Here is a 22,159-nt window from a genome sequence, read left to right on the forward strand (position 1 = left end):
ATCACGCCAGTCTGACAAAGGGCAGGCTACCGCCATGCTGATGAGCAATATCAATAAACGCTTTTACCGCCGGTTGATGTTGCTCTCCATCACGAACAGCGGCATATAGCCTGCGCCATAGCCCTTCTGCTAAGGGTTTCGTTACTACCAATCCCTGTTTTTCGGCATTCTCAACCACCCAGTGTGGAAGGGCAGCAATTCCCATTTGAGCCGACACCATCTGAATCAACAACATGGTATTGTCCACGCTCTTTAACGCCGGAGAGATACCAGCCGGCTGTAGAAAGTGTTTCCAGACATCTAAGCGCTGACGCTGAACCGGGTAGATTAGCAATGTTTCATCAGCCAGATTTTCAGGCGTAATTTGCTGCTGAAGGGCTAATGGGTGTTCCGGGGCCAGCACCAGACGAACTTCAAAATCAAACAACGTTGAATAGTGCAAGCCACTGCGCGGCAAAATATCAGATGTCATCACCAAATCTAACTCACCTTGTTGCAGCTCAGGCTGAGGGTCAAAGGTCACTCCTGCTTTAAAATCCATCTGAACTTCAGGATAAATCTGGCGAAACGAATTGAGTGCCGGGGTTAGCCACTGAATACAGCTGTGACACTCAATAGCCAGACGGAGAGTATTTTTAGGTGGAGCACTACAACTTTGTAGCGCCTGCTGAATTTGCGGTAATACCCGATCTGCCAGTTCTAATAAAATATCCCCCTGTGGCGTAAAGCGAATCGGCTGACTTTTTCGCAGATAAAGACGATAGCCAAGACGTTGTTCAATTTCGTTCAACTGATGAGAAAGGGCCGATTGTGTTAAGTAAAGTTGAGTTGCTGCGCTGGCCAGAGAGCCACCCTGACGTAAAGCCTGCAGTGTTCGTAGATGTTTTAACTCGATCATGAATATTTTTCACTCTCTGTATGAAAAAGTTGCGCTTGTGGATCACACCATACCTGTTGATTATGGATGTGTAAACATCTAGACGGCTAAATGAGGTTGATATGAGTATCCAGAGTCACATTTTAGGCTTCCCGCGTATTGGCGTGGAGCGAGAGTTGAAAAAATCATTAGAGCGCTACTGGAGTGGCGATATCGACAGACAAAGTCTGTTAGAGACCGGACGTGAACTGAGAGCCCGTCACTGGCAACAACAATGTGATGCCGGAATCGATCTGCTGCCAGTAGGGGATTTCGCCTGGTACGATCATGTTTTAGCAACCAGCCTTTTGCTGGGTAATGTACCTGAGCGTCATCGTAATGAAGATGGCACTATCGATATTGATACGCTATTTCGCATTGGTCGTGGCCGGGCTCCAACCGGTAAGCCAGCGGTAGCGGCAGAAATGACCAAATGGTTTAACACCAACTATCACTACATGGTGCCAGAGTTTGTTCGTGGTCAGCGTTTTGATCTGGCGTGGAATCAGTTATTTGATGAAGTGGATGAAGCCATTGCTTTAGGCCATCGGGTTAAGCCGGTATTACTGGGGCCACTGAGCTACCTGTGGTTAGGAAAAGTAAAAGGTGAATCATTCGATCGTCTGACACTGTTGCAGGACATTTTACCGGTCTACCAGCAAGTACTGACTAAACTGGCAGAGCGCGGTATTGAATGGGTGCAAATTGATGAACCTGCACTGGTGTTGGATCTGCCAAAAGAGTGGCTGGCGGCCTGGCAACCAGCCTATCAGGCACTAACTGGAAAGGTGAAAATATTACTCACCACCTATTTTGACGGAATCAGCCATCAGTTGGAGACCATTCGTCATTTACCTGTGCAGGGGCTGCATGTCGATTTAGTGGCGGGTAAAGATAATATTGAACAGTTGCATCAAGTCTTGCCACAAGATTGGCTGCTCTCGCTCGGTGTTATTAATGGTCGTAACGTATGGCGGGCAGATCTATCACGTTGGTTTGAACAATTACGTCCGCTGGTGGGGCAACGAGCCTGGTGGATTTCTGGCTCCTGCTCATTGCTGCACAGTCCAATCGATCTGGCTCGTGAAACCAGACTGGATGAGGAAGTGAAGAGCTGGTTTGCCTTTGCCTTGCAAAAATGTAGCGAAATTAGTTTGTTAACTCAGGCTCTGAATAATGCGCAAGACAGTGAATTACAGCAAAAACTGGCGGAATACAGTGCGCCTGTCCGCAACCGTCAAAAATCTGCACGAGTACATAATTCGGCGGTGGAACAGCGTTTAGCAAAAATTGGCCCGCAGGATAGCCAACGCCAGCAGCCTTACACTCAACGTGCTGAGCTGCAACGGGCAAAATATAATTTACCGTTGTGGCCAACCACTACCATTGGTTCATTCCCACAGACTGCGGATATTCGTACTTTGCGCCTCGATTTTAAACAGGGTCGTCTGGACGGCGGTAAATACCGTACCGGAATCAGCGAACACATCAGACAGGCCATACTTGAGCAGGAGCGCTTAGGGCTGGATGTATTGGTGCACGGTGAAGCTGAACGCAATGACATGGTTGAGTATTTTGGTGAACATCTGGACGGTTTCGTGTTTACGCAAAATGGCTGGGTACAGAGCTATGGTTCACGCTGTGTAAAGCCACCGATCATTATTGGCGATATCAGCCGTCCGCAACCTATTACCGTCGAATGGGCGCGTTATGCTCAGTCTCTGACTGAGAAACCGGTGAAAGGGATGTTAACTGGCCCGGTAACCATTCTCTGCTGGTCATTCCCGCGTGAAGATGTCAGCCGGGAAGTGATTGCCAAACAAATCGCTTTGGCTCTGCGTGATGAAGTCAGTGATTTGGAAGCGGCGGGTATTGGCATCATCCAAATTGATGAGCCAGCGTTGAGAGAAGGATTACCGCTGAAAAAAGCAGAGTGGAATGATTATCTGGACTGGGCAACAGAAGCATTCCGTCTGAACGCTTCTTCGGTGAAGGATGAAACCCAAATCCATACCCATATGTGTTACTGCGAGTTTAACGACATTATGGATTCCATTACTGCACTGGATGCGGATGTTATCACTATTGAAACATCACGCTCTGATATGGAACTGTTGGAAGCGTTTGAGTCATTTGAGTATCCAAATGAGATTGGGCCAGGGGTATACGATATTCACTCGCCTAACGTACCGAGCGTGGCATGGATTGAAGCATTATTACGTCGCGCGGCCCAACGCATTCCCGCGGAACGCCTGTGGGTAAACCCGGATTGCGGTTTAAAAACCCGCGCCTGGCCGGAGACCCGGCAGTCACTGGAAAACATGGTGCAGGCAGCCCGTTCGCTGCGGGAATCTTATTAATAGTTGATTCTGCATCACTTAATCAGAAAATCATTGGGCGCATTCAGCGCCCCTTTTTTATAGCTGTGATAAAATTAAACGGATTAATAATTTTAATAGGGTGATCTGATGGAAAAGTTAGCATCGTTATACCAGGCGCATCTCTCTGTATTACAGCAACGTACCCAGGCCGTTTTAGAACGGAATCAGCTCGACGCTTTGCTTATTCACTCTGGTGAATTGATTCGACTTTTTCTCGACGATCGAGATTACCCGTTTAAAGTTAACCCTCATTTCAAGGCTTGGGTGCCGGTCACCGAAGTGCAAAATTGCTGGATTTTGGTAGATGGTGTCAATAAGCCAAAACTTTGGTTCTACTCTCCGGTTGATTACTGGTACAGCGTTGAACCATTACCAAATAGTTTTTGGACTCCTTACATTGATATTCAACCGCTGAAAAAGGCTGATGACATTAATAGCTACCTGCCGACGCAACGAGACAAGGTGGGTTATATAGGACCAAATTCTTCCAGAGCCAAGTGGCTGGGTATCTCAGAAAAAAACATTAACCCTAAACCGGTCATCGACTATCTGCATTACTATCGTTCATACAAAACTGACTATGAGCTGTTTTGTATGCGTGAGGCACAGAAAGTCGCGATTAATGGTCATAAAGCCGCCCGGGATGCGTTTTATTCCGATATGAGTGAATTTGATATTAATCTGGCCTATTTGACGGCAACTGGTCATCGGGATACCAACGTTCCTTACGATAATATTATTGCGTTGAATGACCATGCGGCGGTGTTGCATTACACCAAGATGGAGCAATCTACTCCGGCGGAATCTTTCAGCTTTCTGATTGATGCCGGTGCTGAATATAACGGTTATGCCGCCGATCTGACCCGTACCTACGCCAGACATAAAGACAGCGATTTTGATTTGCTGATAAAAGATCTGAATGCTGAACAGCAGGCGCTGATCGCTACGTTAAAAGTCGGGGTTAACTTTGTGGATTATCATCTGCAAATGCATCAACGCATTGCCAGGCTGCTGAAAAAATACGATCTGATTGTGAATATGAGCGAAGAAGATATCGTTGAAACTGGAATCAGTTTCACTTTCTTCCCTCATGGTCTTGGCCATCCGTTGGGGCTACAGGTTCATGATGTTGCCGGATTTATGCAGGATGATACCGGTACCCATCGCCCGGCACCGGAAAGACATCCACCGCTGCGCTGCACGCGTGACCTCGAACCGGGTATGGTGATGACCATTGAGCCGGGCCTCTATTTTATTGATACCCTGCTGGCTCCATGGCGTGATAGTCAGTTCAACCCTAACTTTAACTGGTTGCGCATTGATAAATTCAGGCCGTACGGCGGTATCCGTATTGAGGATAACGTGGTGATTCGTAAAGATCGGGTGGAAAACATGACGCGGGATTTGAAACTGTCCTGATGGAATCCTATTTAATACCTGCTGAAGCGGTGACATTTAATGAAGAAATTAAAAAGAGCCGCTTTATTACTTATCTTGCACCGGTAAACGGTGCCGATAAGGCTAAACTGTTTATACAACAAATCAGGGATGAGCATCCGGATGCACGGCACCACTGTTGGGCATTTGTTGCCGGTGCACCAAATGATTCTCAGCAACTGGGTTTTTCTGATGACGGTGAACCCTCAGGAACCGCGGGTAAACCAATGCTGGCCCAGCTTATGGGAAGCGGAGTGGGCGAAGTGGTGGCAGTCGTGGTTCGCTATTATGGTGGTATTTTGTTGGGTACCGGCGGACTGGTTAAGGCGTATGGTAATGGTGTTCAACAGGCGCTGAAGATATTACCCACCCAGTTGCGCATACCTCAGTCAGAATTTTTGCTGGTGTGTGATTATCAGCAATTAACCATGGTAGAAACCTTAGTTCAGCAGTCTGGTGGCGAGATTGTGCGTGCCGACTATGGTGCAGATATTCGTTTAATATTGTCATTACCGACATTACATATTGAGCAAATTGCCGGTAAATTACGTGATGTCAGCCGTGGAGCATTGCTTTTGTCTCCGGTTACGTAATAATCCTCAGGTTTTTATTGAAAAAGGTCGAACCGGAATGCACTTTCGCACAATAACCCGTATTGTCGGGCTCTTGGTTATCCTATTTTCCGGATTAATGGTAGTCCCGGGGATAGTTGCACTGATTTATCGCGATGGTGCCGGTAGTGCATTCACCCAAACCTTTGTTGTGGCGATTATTATCGGTCTGTTCCTGTGGTTCCCAAATCGTAATCAAAAGCACGAGTTGAAGTCCCGCGAGGGCTTCCTGATCGTGGTACTGTTCTGGACGGTACTGGGTAGCGTAGGGGCATTGCCGTTTATTTTTGCTGAATCGCTGGGAATGAGTATCACCAATGCGTTCTTTGAATCATTCTCCGGATTAACCACCACAGGTGCTACCACTCTGGTTGGTCTGGATAGCCTGCCTAAAGCCATTCTGTTCTATCGCCAGATGCTCCAATGGTTAGGGGGTATGGGGATCATCGTATTAGCCGTGGCCATTTTACCGCTACTGGGCGTAGGTGGTATGCAGCTCTATCGGGCAGAAATTCCCGGCCCGTTAAAAGACAGTAAGATGCGACCACGAATTGCAGAAACGGCAAAAACGCTGTGGTTCATCTATGTACTAATTACTATTGCCTGCGCTTTGTCTCTTTGGGCGGCGGGTATGAGTCCCTTTGATGCCATTGGGCACAGTTTTTCCACCGTTGCTATTGGTGGGTTTTCTACTCATGAAAGTGGTCTGGCGTTTTATAACAGTTCATTAATTAATAATATTACTGCCGTGTTTTTGTTTATTTCCGGGTGTAACTTTGGCCTGCACTTTGCCGTATTAAGCGGGCGCAGCGTTAAGGTGTACTGGCGCGATCCGGAATTTAAAATGTACTTCTTCTTTCAGGTTGCCCTGATTGCCATTTGTACTTTAATGCTCTGGCAGAAAGATGTGTACGGCACCCTGTTGGAATCGCTGAACCAATCGTTTTTTCATGTGATATCCATGACCACTACTACCGGTTCCTCTACAGAGGCGATTGCCACCTGGCCGACCTTCTTACCGGTGATGTTGCTTATGGCGACATTTGTTGGTGGCTGTGCGGGCTCAACCGGTGGTGGACTTAAAGTTATTCGCGTACTGTTACTGTTCTTACAGGGAGTACGTGAGCTGAAGCGTCTGGTTCATCCTAATGCGGTATATACCATTAAGCTGGGAAACAGGGCTTTGCCGGAACGCGTCATTGAAGCGGTTTGGGGCTTCTTCTCCGCTTATGCGCTGGTGTTCATCATTGGCATGTTGGCGCTGATGGCTACCGGATTAGATGCATTTTCTGCCTTCACCGGCATTGTCTCTGCATTAAACAACGTGGGGATTGGTATTGGTGACTTTGGCAGCCACTACGCGCAGGTTAATGATGCTGCCAAGTGGATCCTGATTGTGAGCATGATGTTTGGTCGTCTTGAGGTCTTTACGCTTCTGGTTCTACTTACGCCAATTTTCTGGCGTGAGTAACGGGAAACAAACAATAAGAAAGGAATAACCCATGAAAGCATTGCTTATTTATTCAAGTCGCGAGGGGCAAACGAAAACTATTGTCTCCAGTATTGCTGATGAATTGCGTGAGAAGAATATCCAGGTCGATCTGTATAATGTGGATGATGTCCCGCAAGTTAACTTCGCAGACTATAACGGCGTTCTGATTGGTGCAGCTATTCGCTATGGTCACTTCCATAAAGAGTTCAGGACATTTGTTGAACGTCACTATCAGGCATTAAACCAAATGCCGAGCGCCTTTGTTTCCGTTTCGCTGATTGCCCGAAAAGTAGAAAAACAAACGGCGGAAACTAACAGCTATACCCGTAAGTATCTGGCGGCGACTCAGTGGCATCCAACCCTTTGCGGCGTTTTTGCCGGCGCATTACGCTACCCTCGTTATACCTGGTTAGATCGAGTCATGATTCAGTTAATTATGAAAATGACTAAAGGGGAAACGGACAGCAGCAAAGACGTAGAATATACCGATTGGGATAAAGTGAAGCAGTTTGCCGGGGAATTCGAACGTTTAATCAGCAAATAGCCTGTTTATTATGGCATTGTGGCGAAAAATAAAGCGGTTAAAATTATTTTATCAATTAGCACTTGCCAGATGATTCTGAGTCCCTATAATGCGCCTCCACTGACACGGCAACAGCTGCTTCAGTTCAGACGTTATCGTGCATAAATCTGTGATTTAACACTTGACTCTGACGCGGGAAAGCGTAGTATACGCAGCCCGTGTTGCGGGAAGTTTTTCGCCGCAACATCGCTCTTTAACAATTTATCAGACAATCTGTGTGGGCACTCACAAGACGGTATCTCACGTCATTGCACTTCGGTGTAACGACACAAAAAATACCAAGTCTTAAAGAGTGACCAGACAGTAATTCATTTGAATTATTGAAAGTAATCTTTGAGCATCAAGCTGTTAATTGAAGAGTTTGATCATGGCTCAGATTGAACGCTGGCGGCAGGCCTAACACATGCAAGTCGAACGGTAGCACAGGGGAGCTTGCTCCCCGGGTGACGAGTGGCGGACGGGTGAGTAATGCCTGGGAAACTGCCCGATGGAGGGGGATAACTACTGGAAACGGTAGCTAATACCGCATAATGTCTTCGGACCAAAGTGGGGGACCTTCGGGCCTCACACCATCGGATGTGCCCAGGTGGGATTAGCTTGTAGGTGAGGTAATGGCTCACCTAGGCGACGATCCCTAGCTGGTCTGAGAGGATGACCAGCCACACTGGGACTGAGACACGGCCCAGACTCCTACGGGAGGCAGCAGTGGGGAATATTGCACAATGGGGGAAACCCTGATGCAGCCATGCCGCGTGTGTGAAGAAGGCCTTAGGGTTGTAAAGCACTTTCAGTGGGGAGGAAGGATGTGAAGTTAATAGCTTCATGTATTGACGTTACCCACAGAAGAAGCACCGGCTAACTCCGTGCCAGCAGCCGCGGTAATACGGAGGGTGCAAGCGTTAATCGGAATTACTGGGCGTAAAGCGCACGCAGGCGGTCTGCCAAGTCGGATGTGAAATCCCCGGGCTTAACCTGGGAACTGCATCCGAAACTGGCAGGCTAGAGTCTTGTAGAGGGGGGTAGAATTCCATGTGTAGCGGTGAAATGCGTAGAGATGTGGAGGAATACCGGTGGCGAAGGCGGCCCCCTGGACAAAGACTGACGCTCAGGTGCGAAAGCGTGGGGAGCAAACAGGATTAGATACCCTGGTAGTCCACGCTGTAAACGATGTCGACTTGGAGGTTGTTCCCTTGAGGAGTGGCTTCCGGAGCTAACGCGTTAAGTCGACCGCCTGGGGAGTACGGCCGCAAGGTTAAAACTCAAATGAATTGACGGGGGCCCGCACAAGCGGTGGAGCATGTGGTTTAATTCGATGCAACGCGAAGAACCTTACCTACTCTTGACATCCAGAGAAGTTTGCAGAGATGCGAATGTGCCTTCGGGAACTCTGAGACAGGTGCTGCATGGCTGTCGTCAGCTCGTGTTGTGAAATGTTGGGTTAAGTCCCGCAACGAGCGCAACCCCTATCCTTTGTTGCCAGCGCGTAATGGTGGGAACTCAAAGGAGACTGCCGGTGATAAACCGGAGGAAGGTGGGGATGACGTCAAGTCATCATGGCCCTTACGAGTAGGGCTACACACGTGCTACAATGGCGTATACAAAGAGAAGCTACCTCGCGAGAGCATGCGGACCTCATAAAGTACGTCGTAGTCCGGATTGGAGTCTGCAACTCGACTCCATGAAGTCGGAATCGCTAGTAATCGTAGATCAGAATGCTACGGTGAATACGTTCCCGGGCCTTGTACACACCGCCCGTCACACCATGGGAGTGGGTTGCAAAAGAAGTAGGTAGCTTAACCTTCGGGAGGGCGCTTACCACTTTGTGATTCATGACTGGGGTGAAGTCGTAACAAGGTAACCGTAGGGGAACCTGCGGTTGGATCACCTCCTTACCTGAAAGATACTGATTGAGTGCAGTGTCCACACAGATTGTCTGATGAAATGAAAAGAGAGCAAAGCGTCTGCGAAGCTGACATATCTGTGTCCCCTTCGTCTAGAGGCCTAGGACACCGCCCTTTCACGGCGGTAACAGGGGTTCGAATCCCCTAGGGGACGCCACTTGCTGATGATGGGTGAAAGACATTGTCGATGAATATCTCAAAACTGATTTCGCTGTATTCACAGCCCAGTCATGTTTGAGATATTTGCTCTTTAACAATCCGGAACAAGCTGAAATTTGAATCCTCAGCCAATAGTGAGTAATACACTGACACTAATTGGACTGAGCGAGTCTCTCAATTGTTTACGACTTTAGAATGTTGTCTTTCGAGACACCTTCGGGTTGTGAGGTTAAGTGACTAAGCGTACACGGTGGATGCCTAGGCAGTCAGAGGCGATGAAGGGCGTGCTAATCTGCGATAAGCGTCGGTAAGGTGATATGAACCGTAATAACCGGCGATACCCGAATGGGGAAACCCAGTGCAATTCGTTGCACTATCATACGATGAATACATAGTCGTATGAGGCGAACCGGGGGAACTGAAACATCTAAGTACCCCGAGGAAAAGAAATCAACCGAGATTCCCCCAGTAGCGGCGAGCGAACGGGGAGGAGCCCAGAACCTGAATCAGTTTGTGTGTTAGTGGAAGCGTCTGGAAAGTCGCACGGTACAGGGTGATAGTCCCGTACACCAAAATGCACAGATTGTGAGTTCGATGAGTAAGGCGGGACACGTGACATCCTGTCTGAATATGGGGGGACCATCCTCCAAGGCTAAATACTCCTGACTGACCGATAGTGAACCAGTACCGTGAGGGAAAGGCGAAAAGAACCCCGGCGAGGGGAGTGAAACAGAACCTGAAACCGTGTACGTACAAGCAGTGGGAGCACTCTTTATGGGTGTGACTGCGTACCTTTTGTATAATGGGTCAGCGACTTATATTTTGTAGCAAGGTTAACCGAATAGGGGAGCCGTAGGGAAACCGAGTCTTAACTGGGCGTATAGTTGCAAGGTATAGACCCGAAACCCGGTGATCTAGCCATGGGCAGGTTGAAGGTTGGGTAACACTAACTGGAGGACCGAACCGACTAATGTTGAAAAATTAGCGGATGACCTGTGGCTGGGGGTGAAAGGCCAATCAAACCGGGAGATAGCTGGTTCTCCCCGAAAGCTATTTAGGTAGCGCCTCGTGAACTCATCTTCGGGGGTAGAGCACTGTTTCGACTAGGGGGCCATCCCGGCTTACCAACTCGATGCAAACTCCGAATACCGAAGAATGTTATCACGGGAGACACACGGCGGGTGCTAACGTCCGTCGTGAAGAGGGAAACAACCCAGACCGCCAGCTAAGGTCCCAAAGTCATGGTTAAGTGGGAAACGATGTGGGAAGGCACAGACAGCCAGGATGTTGGCTTAGAAGCAGCCATCATTTAAAGAAAGCGTAATAGCTCACTGGTCGAGTCGGCCTGCGCGGAAGATGTAACGGGGCTAAACCATGCACCGAAGCTGCGGCAGCGATACGAAAGTATTGTTGGGTAGGGGAGCGTTCTGTAAGCCTGCGAAGGTGGACTGTGAGGTCTGCTGGAGGTATCAGAAGTGCGAATGCTGACATAAGTAACGATAAAGCGGGTGAAAAGCCCGCTCGCCGGAAGACCAAGGGTTCCTGTCCAACGTTAATCGGGGCAGGGTGAGTCGACCCCTAAGGCGAGGCCGAAAGGCGTAGTCGATGGGAAACAGGTTAATATTCCTGTACTTGGTGTTACTGCGAAGGGGGGACGAAGAAGGCTAGGCTATCCGGGCGACGGTTGTCCCGGTTTAAGCGTGTAGGTGGGTTGACCAGGTAAATCCGGTTGGCTGTTAACACTGAGGCGTGATGACGAGCCACTACGGTGGTGAAGTAGTTGATGCCCTGCTTCCAGGAAAAGCCTCTAAGCTCCAGGTAACATTAAATCGTACCCCAAACCGACACAGGTGGTCAGGTAGAGAATACTCAGGCGCTTGAGAGAACTCGGGTGAAGGAACTAGGCAAAATGGTGCCGTAACTTCGGGAGAAGGCACGCTGGCATTAGGTGAAGTCCCCTGCGGATGGAGCTGAAGCCAGTCGAAGATACCAGCTGGCTGCAACTGTTTATTAAAAACACAGCACTGTGCAAACACGAAAGTGGACGTATACGGTGTGACGCCTGCCCGGTGCTGGAAGGTTAATTGATGGGGTTAGCGTAAGCGAAGCTCTTGATCGAAGCCCCAGTAAACGGCGGCCGTAACTATAACGGTCCTAAGGTAGCGAAATTCCTTGTCGGGTAAGTTCCGACCTGCACGAATGGCGTAATGATGGCCAGGCTGTCTCCACCCGAGACTCAGTGAAATTGAACTCGCAGTGAAGATGCTGTGTACCCGCGGCAAGACGGAAAGACCCCGTGAACCTTTACTATAGCTTGACACTGAACATTGAGCCTTGATGTGTAGGATAGGTGGGAGGCTTTGAAGCGGTGACGCCAGTCATCGTGGAGCCAACCTTGAAATACCACCCTTTAATGTTTGATGTTCTAACTTTGGCCCGTAATCCGGGTTGAGGACAGTGTCTGGTGGGTAGTTTGACTGGGGCGGTCTCCTCCCAAAGAGTAACGGAGGAGCACGAAGGTTAGCTAATCACGGTCGGACATCGTGAGGTTAGTGCAATGGCATAAGCTAGCTTGACTGCGAGAGTGACGGCTCGAGCAGGTACGAAAGTAGGTCATAGTGATCCGGTGGTTCTGAATGGAAGGGCCATCGCTCAACGGATAAAAGGTACTCCGGGGATAACAGGCTGATACCGCCCAAGAGTTCATATCGACGGCGGTGTTTGGCACCTCGATGTCGGCTCATCACATCCTGGGGCTGAAGTAGGTCCCAAGGGTACGGCTGTTCGCCGTTTAAAGTGGTACGCGAGCTGGGTTTAGAACGTCGTGAGACAGTTCGGTCCCTATCTGCCGTGGGCGCTGGAAGATTGAGAGGGGTTGCTCCTAGTACGAGAGGACCGGAGTGAACGCACCACTGGTGTTCGGGTTGTCATGCCAATGGCATTGCCCGGTAGCTACGTGCGGAAAAGATAACCGCTGAAAGCATCTAAGCGGGAAACTTGCCTCGAGATGAGTCTTCCCTTGGACTTTAAGTCCACTGAAGGAACGTTAAAGACTATGACGTTGATAGGTCGGGTGTGTAAGCGTAGCGATACGTTGAGCTAACCGATACTAATGAACCGTGAGACTTAACCTTACAACACCGAAGGTGTTTTGGGATTGAGAGAGTAAAGAAGTCAGATTTCAGCGAATGTTCAGGATTGGAATGAATGGTTGTGTGCGATAGTGATATTGAATGCAACGGTTCATGAAACAGAATATGCCTGGCGGCGATAGCGCGGTGGTCCCACCTGACCCCATGCCGAACTCAGAAGTGAAACGCCGTAGCGCCGATGGTAGTGTGGGGCTTCCCCATGCGAGAGTAGGGAACTGCCAGGCTTTAAATTTGATGTAAACAGTATCAGTAGCTGAAACCAGGGAATGGTACAAACCTTGTCCCGATGGTTAAATGACAAAGTCATTTAAACTACTAGACTGTAGATATTGTTATCAGGTTTGTATCTGATAAAGCCAGTTTTGGCGCTGATATGGCTCAGTTGGTAGAGCGCACCCTTGGTAAGGGTGAGGTCCCCAGTTCGACTCTGGGTATCAGCACCACTTAATTATGTTAGACATAGAAAGAATTTGTCTGGCGGCGATAGCGCGGTGGTCCCACCTGACCCCATGCCGAACTCAGAAGTGAAACGCCGTAGCGCCGATGGTAGTGTGGGGCTTCCCCATGCGAGAGTAGGGAACTGCCAGACTTTAATTAAGAGAAACCTCAGTCGAAAGACTGAGGTTTTTTGCTTTGGTGGTGATGCAGTTCGTTATTTGATGGAGAGTAGGGTAAACCTGTGACGCATTGATCTGAAAGGTGAATGACATAGTTATTAATAAACTGCCAGGCTTTAATTAAATTAAGAGAAACCCTCAGCGAAAGTTGAGGGTTTTTTGCTTTAATAGTGATGTAGTTTGGGTGTAGCTTGCTACCCGAAAGAAGCCAGAACAAACTTCCAGAGAGAGTTTGAGAAAAAGTGATGTCTAAATACAAAAGTAGAAGCGAAGCCATAAATAATAAACGGCAGAAGTGATTAATAAGATTTTCCAATGAAAAACGGTCTTCTTAATTTGATAACAACGTTGATCTTGCTTATCTCTATAGTGTCGAGTTAATAGTAATTTACCTTTGTAACAGCTAAGAGCTAAACATTTCCCAGCTAATTCAGGCTGAGTCTAAATATGAAGCTGTGAGATGAATACAGAGAGTATGCAGATATCACTGAAGAATTAATTAAGACCGAACTATGGCTGGTTTATGAGGGATTTTGAGGCATATGGAATTTCTTGTGCTTAGCTGAGTTGTATTTATTTACCTCTATGAGTGAATGTATCTGAAAGAAGATGCTGGAGTGACAATAAAAAAACCCGCCATAAATTAGCGGGTTTAATATTAATTTCAGGTAGTGCTTAGTCTGCTTTTTTACATTCCAGCAGGCCACGGTAGATCAGACCACCGACGATACCACCAATGATAGGCACCAGCCAGAAAATCCACAGTTGTTCTAACGCCCAGCCGCCCTGGAAAATCGCAACGCCAGTACTACGCGCTGGGTTAACAGAGGTATTAGTCACCGGAATGCTGATTAAGTGAATCAAAGTCAGACCCAGACCAATCGCGATAGGAGCAAACCCGGCAGGGGCACGTTTATCCGTTGCACCATGAATGATGATTAGGAAGAATGCAGTTAATACGAATTCAGCTGCAATGGCAGCCTGCAGAGAGAAACCACCAGGAGAGTGCTCGCCATAACCGTTAGAAGCAAAACCACTGGCGCTGGCATCAAAGCCTGCTTTACCACTGGCGATCAGGTATAACACTGCACCAGCAGCAATACCGCCAATAACTTGTGTAATGATGTATGGAACAACATCTTTAGCAGGAAAACGACCACCTGCAAATAAACCAAGTGTTACTGCTGGGTTAAAATGCCCACCAGAAATATGACCGACAGCATAAGCCATGGTTAATACGGTAAGGCCAAACGCCAGCGCAACGCCAGCAAAGCCAATGCCTAAGCCGGGGAAAGCAGCAGCTAAAACAGCACTACCACAACCACCGAAGACTAGCCAAAAAGTACCAAAGAACTCAGCTGAGAGTTTTCTTAACATGATGTAATTTTCCTTAAAAGAATAAACAGACATACCAACGATTAGTACGCCCATCCTATGAATATAGTCCATTACGACTGACGGGCCAGAGTGTATACCGAGCAGTGGTTTTTATTCAAATGTGCGATATTAGTCACATAAGAAGCGTTGTTTGTATTGTTTCAGGAATATATTAATTTAATATATTGATATATAAGATTTTTTAAGGTTTATTCGCTATAAGGTGACCGTATGTTAATTATTCAAATTCAATATTATTATTTTATGCGATTGTTTATATCGGTTTAAGCTGTAATTTAGTATTTATTATTATTCTCAGTTTCTATGCGGTAGTATTTCATGTAAAAATATTTAATATGAAGTAGTTATTACTGAACAATGAGTTGTTTTTCAGGGAGTGAAACAAAATGCAGTGCCCTAAATGTAAAACAGATACATTACAACCTGCAATTCTGAATAATGATATTCCATGTTAAATCTGCAAGAGTTGCGGTGGTGACTGGCTGACGATCCCTGTCTGCTATTAAATTAACATTAAAGGCGCCAATGGCGCCTTTAACATAGCTAGCTTTTTTAATTAATGGGATACGCTACCTGAAGCACCATAGCCCGTTTGTGAACGAATGGATTGAGAGTAGAACAACTCTCTTTCCTGAACTGCATTTGTTGATGTATCAGTAATGGAGAAGAACCAGGTTCCCATAAAAGCAATTATCATCGAAAATAATGCAGGGTATTCATAAGGATAGATAGCTTTTTCATGACCCAGTATTTGTACCCAGATGGTTGGGCCGAGGATCATCAGTCCTACAGCACTGAGCAATCCTAACCAACCGCCAATCATGGCTCCTCGAGTGGTTAGTTTTTTCCAATACATTGACAGAATAATGATTGGGAAGTTACAGCTTGCCGCGATGGAGAATGCCAGGCCCACCATGAAAGCGATATTTTGCTTCTCAAACAGAATACCCAGCCCAATGGCGACAAATCCTAATACCACGGTGGTTATTTTTGAGACTTTTAACTCATCGCGTTCGGTAGCCTGACCCTGCTTGATAACATTAGCATAGAGGTCATGGGAAACGGCAGAGGCACCCGCCAGAGTTAAACCTGCAACCACTGCCAGAATCGTGGCAAATGCAACGGCAGAGATAAATCCAAGGAAGAAACTACCACCAACGGCATCAGCAAGATGAACTGCCGCCATGTTGGTTCCTCCAATCAGGGCTCCGGCTGCATCTTTAAACGCCGGATTTCCACCTACCAGGAAGATGGCTCCAAACCCGATAATAAAGGTAAGAATATAGAAATAACCGATAAAACCAGTGGCATAAAATACGCTCTTGCGTGCTTCTTTGGCGTCACTTACGGTAAAGAATCGCATAATGATATGTGGTAATCCGGCAGTACCAAACATCAGCGCTAAACCTAATGAGAGCGCAGATATTGGGTCGGAAACTAATCCACCCGGACTCATAATGGCGGCACCTTTCGGGCTGGTTTTAATTGCCTGAACGAAGAGTTCATTAAAATTGAAGTTAACAGATTTCATGACCATGATAGCCATAAAGCTGGCTCCGGCCAGTAACAGCACGGCTTTGATTATTTGCACCCATGTTGTCGCTAACATGCCGCCAAACAATACATACATCACCATCAGGATACCAACTAAGACGACTGCTACATGGTAGTTCAAACCAAACAGCAACTGAATTAGCTTACCTGCTCCTACCATCTGAGCAATCAGATACAAAGCCACTACCACCAACGAGCCACAGGCTGATAGGGTACGGATCTCTTTTTGTCCCAGACGATATGATGCGACATCAGCAAAAGTATATTTCCCCAGATTACGCAAGCGTTCGGCTATCAGGAATAGAATTATCGGCCAACCAATTAAGAACCCGATAGAGTAAATAAGGCCATCGTAACCAGAGGTATAAACCAGTGCAGAGATACCAAGAAAAGATGCAGCAGACATAAAATCACCGGCAATGGCTAAACCATTTTGTAATCCGGTGATTTTTCCGCCAGCGGTGTAGTAATCAGAGCGGGAACGGGTACGTTTAGAGGCCCAGTAAGTGATGTAGAGTGTTGCGCCAACAAACAAAATAAACATCACTATCGCTTCAATATTTAGCGGCTGGCGTTTGACTTCACCACCAATGGCGTCAGCAAAAACCATTGGTGAGGCTGCCAGTAGCGCTAAGGCAGAGAAAAAACGAGTTTTCATTGGTGTGCCTCATTCAAAATTTGCGCATTGAGTTCATCAAACTCTCTGTTCGCCCGATAGACATAGATTCCAGTTAAAATAAAAGAGGCAACGATTAAACCGAGGCCAATTGGAATACCGCGAGTAATACTGATGCCTTCTGCAACAGGTGTTCCCAACCACTGGGGTTCAAAAGCGATAAGCAGAATAAAGCCAACATACAGGGCTAATGTAATAAACGAGAGCGTCCAGGCAAAGATGTCCCGTTTGCGCACCAGATCTTTGAAGCGCGGGTTATTTTCAATCCGTTGATAAATGTGGTCATTCATCAGAGCGTCTCCTGTGAGATAAAGATTGAATATCGCCGCGCAAGGCGGCGTAGATTATGAGGCTGCTTTCATTAACTCTTTTTCCTGCAATAGTTTTTCAACTACGCCTGGATCGGCTAGCGTAGAGGTATCTCCCAGATTACTGGTATCGCCGTCGGCGATTTTCCGTAGAATGCGCCGCATAATTTTACCCGAACGCGTTTTAGGAAGGGTTTGGGTCCAGTGCAAGATATCGGGCGTGGCTATCGGCCCAATCTCTTTACGTACCCATTTAATAACATCGTCATAAAGCTCATCGCTGGGCACCTCACCGTAATTCAGTGTGATATAGGCATAAATAGCCTGCCCCTTGATGTAGTGAGGAATACCGACAACGGCAGCTTCGGCGATTTTAGGATGAGCAACCAACGCCGATTCTATTTCTGCAGTTCCCAGACGATGTCCCGATACGTTCAGAACATCATCTACCCGACCTGTTATCCAGTAATATCCATCTTCATCACGGCGGGCACCGTCGCCACTGAAATAGAAGCCTTTGAATGAAGCAAAATAGGTCTGTTCAAACCGGTCATGGTCACCATAGAGTGTACGCGCCTGACCTGGCCATGAATCGGTTATCACCAGATTGCCTTCACAAGCATTACTTAACAGGTTTCCGTCATTGTCGACCAGTGCAGGCTGGACACCAAAGAAAGGTAAGGTCGCTGAACCTGCCTTTAACTCTGTAGCGCCAGGAAGAGGCGTTAACATAAAACCGCCGGTCTCCGTTTGCCACCAGGTATCAACAATTGGGCATTTACCGTTACCAATAGTGTAGTAATACCACTCCCAGGCTTCCGGGTTGATAGGTTCACCCACGCTGCCCATAATTCTTAATGAGCTACGTGTGGTATCCGTAACTGCCAGATTGCCTTGTGCCATTAATGAGCGAATGGCGGTAGGGGCGGTATACAGAATATTGACCTGATATTTATCTATCAACTGTGACATACGATTAGGGCCGGGATGGGTTAATAACCCTTCAAAAAAGAGGGTAGTGGCCCCGTTACACAATGGTCCATACAGCGCATAGCTATGGCCTGTCACCCAGCCCATATCTGCGGTACACCAATAGATTTCACCTTCATGATAATCAAATACATATTTGAAGGTCAGTGCAGCATAAACCAGATAACCTCCGGTGGTATGCAGCACGCCTTTTGGCTTGCCGGTTGAACCAGAGGTGTAGAGAATAAACAGCGGGCTTTCAGCAGGAAGTTCTACCGGAGCACACTCATCATTTGCAGCATCGACCAGTTCATGCCACCACAGGTCATGATTAGGCTTCCAGTTGATGGTATTACCGGTTCGTCTGAAAACAATGGTGTGTTCAACGCTATTCACGTTAGGATTTGCTAATGCATCATCAATATTCTTTTTCAGCGGGATGGTTTTGCCTGCTCGTAATCCTTCATCCGCGGTAATCACTAAGCGGGAACTGGAATCAATAATACGACCGGAAATAGCTTCCGGAGAAAAACCAGCAAAAATAACGGAATGTATTAGCCCTAAGCGTGCACAGGCCAACATTGCAATAGCGGTTTCCGGCACCATTGGCATGTAGATCGCCACCACATCGCCCTGCTTCATGCCCAGTGATTTAAGTACATTGGCAAATTTACAGACCCGATGATAGAGCTGACGATAGGTAATTTTTTGCGTTTCACTGCCGTCATCGCTTTCCCAGATAATTGCCGTCTGGTCACCTCGGGTTTCCAGATGGCGATCCAGGCAGTTAGCTGACAAATTCAGTGTTCCGTCTTCAAACCAACGAATATCGATATTGCCAGGAGAAAATGATGTATTTTTAACCCTGGTATAAGGCTTCACCCAATCAATAATTTTCCCCTGCGTACCCCAAAACGTGTCAGGATCTTCTACTGACTGCTGATACATAGCTTGATATTGCTGTTTATTGATCAGCGCGTTTTCTGCTATAGCGGCAGGAACGGGATGTTTATGAACAGTGCTCATTATTGTCCCCTTTATAATTTTGTTAACATTATGTAATTTAGTTGTTATATGGACATTGCGCACATTTTATGTTTGTTTTTTGCGCGGAAGATCACGCTTCATTACAGTGGATAATGATGGTGAGGTGAAAAATTGTTTTAAAAGACAAATGAATAGGCTGTTATGAACTTAACCACGATTATTTATTCTGACGGGCTAAAATTGACACGATTTTGATGCACCAACGAGGAATGGTGAGAGGATAAAATTAAGTCCGAATGATTTCGGGCAAAAAAGGCGTTGGATATAAAGTAGCCTGATGACATATCAATTCAGTAAAAGACACGCTTTATCCCCCACTTTTATCTGCATTTTGACCATTAGCTTTAAAAATTGGAACTAATATACCAATACCGTCACTTATTGGGTTTCTACCATCGCTATCTTGCCATACTTACAATGAGTTATTATTCCTTTCAGTTCTCTATGATAAGTTATTTATATCAATTAATTAGATTTAATTTTATTTGATAAAGAGTAAATTATTTTCACTCAATAAAATCAGAAAATGGTGGTAAATCTCTCTTTCTTTTTTCGCAATTCACAATGCTATCTTGTAGGGTTTCAGCTAGTGAATTCGTCTGAATTTCAGTATTTATGTAAAGAAAAATGTAATTTTGCTGCATAAGATGCTAAAAAGAGCGCCTGTGTTTTTTCTATGGTGCTTTTTGACCATAAAACTAGGGAGTGTTAACCATTCTGGCGGGGTGTTATCTGTTTGAAGACCCGCATAAAAATAATGAAAAGCCTTATTTAAGGCGAGCCTGTAAGCAGGCACTTAACGAGATTGAAGGATTTTTGATATATGAAAGGTTTTAAATTTACTTTAGCCTGGCAGATTTTGATTGCTCTGGTACTTGGGATCATTGTTGGTTCTGTAATGCATGGGAGTGAATCAACCGATTGGTTAGTGGTTAACTTCTTCAAGCCTGCCGGCGACATTTTTATCCGTCTGATTAAGATGATTGTGGTACCGATTGTGGTATCAACATTAGTGGTCGGTATTGCCGGGGTCGGTGATGCTAAAAAGTTGGGCCGCATCGGACTGAAAACCATTATTTATTTTGAAATTATCACCACCGTAGCCATTGTGATTGGTCTAATGGCGGCTAATGTTTTTCAACCCGGTCACGGTATCGATATGTCCCAGCTTAATGCGGTGGACATATCCCAATATAAAGCAACAACGGCAGAAGTGCAGAGTGGGGCTCATAGCTTAGTCATCACTATTATGTCGTTAATTCCAACCAACATCTTTAAAGCATTAGCATCAGGCGAGATGCTACCGATCATTTTCTTCTCCGTATTGTTTGGATTAGGGTTATCGTCACTGCCTAAAGAGACTCGGGCACCTCTATTGAACGTGTTCAGATCGATGTCTGAAACTATGTTCAGAGTGACCCATATGATTATGCGTTATGCGCCTGTTGGTGTGTTCGCATTGATCTCAGTGACTGTTGCAACCTTTGGTTTCTCTTCATTAATTCCGTTAGTGAAGCTTGTTGCGTTGGTTTATGGCGCGATTATTTTCTTTGCATTAGTTGTTTTGGGTTCCGTAGCACGTATATGTGGTCTACGTATCTGGACTTTAATCCGCATTCTGAAAGATGAGCTAATCCTGGCCTATTCAACCGCCAGCTCAGAAACCGTATTGCCGAGAATTATTGAAAAGATGGAAGCCTATGGAGCACCTAAAGCCATTACGGGCTTTGTCGTTCCTACCGGTTATTCTTTCAATCTGGATGGCTCAACGCTTTACCAAAGTATCGCAGCTATCTTTATCGCCCAACTGTATGGCATTGAGTTGTCGCTGATGCAGGAAATCACGCTGGTATTAACCCTGATTGTGACCTCTAAAGGTATTGCTGGCGTACCTGGCGTATCCTTTGTGGTGTTATTGGCAACGTTAGGTAGCGTTGGTATCCCTCTGGATGGTCTGATGTTTATTGCTGGTGTAGACCGTATCATGGATATGGCCCGTACTGCTCTGAACGTTGTAGGTAATGCGCTGGCGGTACTGGTTATCGCTAAGTGGGAAAGACAGTTTGATAAAGATAAAGCTCGTGCTTACGAAGAAGAGATTTTTGGTAAGACAAAAATAGTCTGATAGCGCTTTTCTAGTCTGATAAACAGCCACCTTAGAGTGGCTGTTTTTGTCTCTTTTTCTTATGGAAATACAAACATAAAAAAATGGACATATGTTCAAATTGAACATATGATCAATTTCGTTTTGTGGCAGAAGCTGAGAGTGAACAATGTCCTACATGGCAAAAGATGAACGTAGAAACGCGATTCTGGATGCAGCGATTAAAGTTGCACTGAGGGATGGATTTATGAATGTGACTACGCGAAAAGTCAGCGCTGAACTGGGGGCTGCGACAGGTATTATTCATCACCATTTCTCCTCGACCGCGGAACTGCGTCGAGAGGTATTCCGCCTGTTTACTCTGCAAGATCATCAGGCTATTTGCGATCAGATTGCTGAATTAACTCCGCCAGAGCAGCTGTTTCAACTGCTGGATTATTCCACATCATCACCAAACGATCCGGTGAATAAGCTCTGGAACGATGCATGGGCAGAGGCAGTGCGTGATAAAGCACTGGGAGAGGTATACAGCGATTCTATGTTGATGCTACATCGAGAGGTAGTAAGCATTATTGAATCAGGGTGTCAGAGCGGTTTTTTTCATCATGATGTACGGCAGGAGAGTATTGAGGTGAAAGCATGGCGATTAATGTCAGTTAGCTTCGGTACTATTACCATCTCATATATTAATCCATCGATTATGCAGCCCGCATCCGCTGCTGAGTTACTTAAAAATAGCATTCGACATGAGTTAGGTTATCAGCCTGACTAACCATCTTCTGGTGTAGCTCATTGTTTTACAACAATGATATTGCTGTCATGTTTTTAAACGTTGATTTATTATTGATTAAGGC

The 22,159-nt window shown here is 46.4% G+C and carries 12 protein-coding genes, 2 tRNA genes and 4 rRNA genes; 13 read left to right on the top strand and 5 right to left on the bottom strand.

Annotation, left to right across the window (positions count from 1 at the left end; all coding sequences use genetic code 11):
* Position 1 precedes the first annotated feature (1 nt).
* Entirely contained in the window at positions 2 to 898 is an 897-nt protein-coding gene (gene metR, locus GOL65_RS20085; RefSeq protein WP_140921418.1) for an HTH-type transcriptional regulator MetR, read from the bottom strand.
* A gap of 101 nt (positions 899 to 999) precedes the next feature.
* Here metR and metE point away from each other — a divergent pair, with 101 nt between their 5' ends.
* The 11 genes from metE (at position 1,000) to rrf (GOL65_RS20140) (ending at position 13,221) form a co-directional block, all read left to right on the top strand.
* Entirely contained in the window at positions 1,000 to 3,276 is a 2,277-nt protein-coding gene (gene metE, locus GOL65_RS20090; protein ID WP_140921419.1) for a 5-methyltetrahydropteroyltriglutamate--homocysteine S-methyltransferase, read from the top strand.
* 108 nt (positions 3,277 to 3,384) lie between these two features.
* Complete coding sequence (gene pepQ / locus GOL65_RS20095; protein ID WP_140921420.1) at positions 3,385 to 4,716, top strand: Xaa-Pro dipeptidase; 1,332 nt, start codon at positions 3,385 to 3,387, stop codon at positions 4,714 to 4,716.
* Positions 4,716 to 5,327: an IMPACT family protein gene (locus GOL65_RS20100; protein ID WP_140921421.1), complete on the top strand. Its 612-nt coding sequence runs from the start codon at positions 4,716 to 4,718 to the stop codon at positions 5,325 to 5,327. Before pepQ ends, GOL65_RS20100 begins: the two co-directional genes overlap by 1 nt.
* A 37-nt stretch (positions 5,328 to 5,364) precedes the next feature.
* Positions 5,365 to 6,816: a Trk system potassium transporter TrkH gene (gene trkH / locus GOL65_RS20105; RefSeq protein ID WP_140921422.1), complete on the top strand. Its 1,452-nt coding sequence runs from the start codon at positions 5,365 to 5,367 to the stop codon at positions 6,814 to 6,816.
* 31 nt (positions 6,817 to 6,847) lie between these two features.
* Positions 6,848 to 7,381, top strand: coding sequence for a menaquinone-dependent protoporphyrinogen IX dehydrogenase (hemG, locus tag GOL65_RS20110; RefSeq protein WP_140921423.1), 534 nt, complete (start codon positions 6,848 to 6,850; stop codon positions 7,379 to 7,381).
* A 388-nt stretch (positions 7,382 to 7,769) separates the two neighbouring features.
* A 16S ribosomal RNA gene (locus tag GOL65_RS20115) occupies positions 7,770 to 9,312 on the top strand.
* Between the two features lie 90 nt (positions 9,313 to 9,402).
* Positions 9,403 to 9,478 (top strand) — tRNA-Glu (locus GOL65_RS20120).
* A 229-nt stretch (positions 9,479 to 9,707) separates the two neighbouring features.
* Positions 9,708 to 12,614 (top strand): 23S ribosomal RNA (locus GOL65_RS20125).
* Positions 12,615 to 12,740: 126 nt separating this feature from the next.
* Positions 12,741 to 12,856: ribosomal RNA gene (gene rrf, locus GOL65_RS20130) — 5S ribosomal RNA — on the top strand.
* Positions 12,857 to 12,999: 143 nt separating this feature from the next.
* Positions 13,000 to 13,075, top strand: a tRNA-Thr gene (locus tag GOL65_RS20135).
* A 30-nt stretch (positions 13,076 to 13,105) separates the two neighbouring features.
* Positions 13,106 to 13,221, top strand: a 5S ribosomal RNA gene (gene rrf, locus GOL65_RS20140).
* The 16S, 23S and 5S rRNA genes sit together here with 2 tRNA genes alongside, the layout of an rRNA operon.
* A gap of 703 nt (positions 13,222 to 13,924) precedes the next feature.
* Here the strand turns inward: rrf (GOL65_RS20140) and aqpZ are convergent.
* From aqpZ to acs, 4 genes are all read right to left on the bottom strand, one after another.
* A complete protein-coding gene (gene aqpZ, locus GOL65_RS20145; protein WP_140921294.1) occupies positions 13,925 to 14,626 on the bottom strand; it encodes an aquaporin Z in 702 nt (233 codons plus the stop codon).
* A 577-nt stretch (positions 14,627 to 15,203) separates the two neighbouring features.
* Entirely contained in the window at positions 15,204 to 16,859 is a 1,656-nt protein-coding gene (locus GOL65_RS20150) for a cation acetate symporter (protein ID WP_140921293.1), read from the bottom strand.
* The gene (locus GOL65_RS20155; protein WP_140921292.1) at positions 16,856 to 17,167 is read right to left on the bottom strand and encodes a DUF485 domain-containing protein; all 312 of its coding nucleotides are present in this window, start codon (positions 17,165 to 17,167) and stop codon (positions 16,856 to 16,858) included. Before GOL65_RS20155 ends, GOL65_RS20150 begins: the two co-directional genes overlap by 4 nt.
* 54 nt (positions 17,168 to 17,221) lie before the next feature.
* Entirely contained in the window at positions 17,222 to 19,180 is a 1,959-nt protein-coding gene (gene acs / locus GOL65_RS20160) for an acetate--CoA ligase (RefSeq protein WP_140921291.1), read from the bottom strand.
* Between the two features lie 844 nt (positions 19,181 to 20,024).
* On the opposite strand from acs, the gene gltP reads away from it, so the two are divergent.
* Positions 20,025 to 21,326, top strand: coding sequence for a glutamate/aspartate:proton symporter GltP (gene gltP / locus GOL65_RS20165; protein WP_140921290.1), 1,302 nt, complete (start codon positions 20,025 to 20,027; stop codon positions 21,324 to 21,326).
* A gap of 148 nt (positions 21,327 to 21,474) precedes the next feature.
* Complete coding sequence (locus tag GOL65_RS20170; RefSeq protein ID WP_140921289.1) at positions 21,475 to 22,077, top strand: TetR family transcriptional regulator; 603 nt, start codon at positions 21,475 to 21,477, stop codon at positions 22,075 to 22,077.
* Positions 22,078 to 22,159: the final 82 nt, after the last annotated feature.

Source organism: Limnobaculum xujianqingii, from assembly GCF_013394855.1.
Lineage (GTDB): Bacteria > Pseudomonadota > Gammaproteobacteria > Enterobacterales > Enterobacteriaceae > Limnobaculum > Limnobaculum xujianqingii.

Coding starts and splice junctions, on each gene's coding strand:
- GOL65_RS20170 (WP_140921289.1), top strand. CDS start 21,475: ATGTCCTACATGGCAAAAGATGAACGTAGAAACGCGATTCTGGATGCA.
- pepQ (WP_140921420.1), top strand. CDS start 3,385: ATGGAAAAGTTAGCATCGTTATACCAGGCGCATCTCTCTGTATTACAG.
- GOL65_RS20150 (WP_140921293.1), bottom strand. CDS start 16,859: ATGAAAACTCGTTTTTTCTCTGCCTTAGCGCTACTGGCAGCCTCACCA.
- acs (WP_140921291.1), bottom strand. CDS start 19,180: ATGAGCACTGTTCATAAACATCCCGTTCCTGCCGCTATAGCAGAAAAC.
- metR (WP_140921418.1), bottom strand. CDS start 898: ATGATCGAGTTAAAACATCTACGAACACTGCAGGCTTTACGTCAGGGT.
- metE (WP_140921419.1), top strand. CDS start 1,000: ATGAGTATCCAGAGTCACATTTTAGGCTTCCCGCGTATTGGCGTGGAG.
- hemG (WP_140921423.1), top strand. CDS start 6,848: ATGAAAGCATTGCTTATTTATTCAAGTCGCGAGGGGCAAACGAAAACT.
- trkH (WP_140921422.1), top strand. CDS start 5,365: ATGCACTTTCGCACAATAACCCGTATTGTCGGGCTCTTGGTTATCCTA.
- GOL65_RS20100 (WP_140921421.1), top strand. CDS start 4,716: ATGGAATCCTATTTAATACCTGCTGAAGCGGTGACATTTAATGAAGAA.
- gltP (WP_140921290.1), top strand. CDS start 20,025: ATGAAAGGTTTTAAATTTACTTTAGCCTGGCAGATTTTGATTGCTCTG.
- aqpZ (WP_140921294.1), bottom strand. CDS start 14,626: ATGTTAAGAAAACTCTCAGCTGAGTTCTTTGGTACTTTTTGGCTAGTC.
- GOL65_RS20155 (WP_140921292.1), bottom strand. CDS start 17,167: ATGAATGACCACATTTATCAACGGATTGAAAATAACCCGCGCTTCAAA.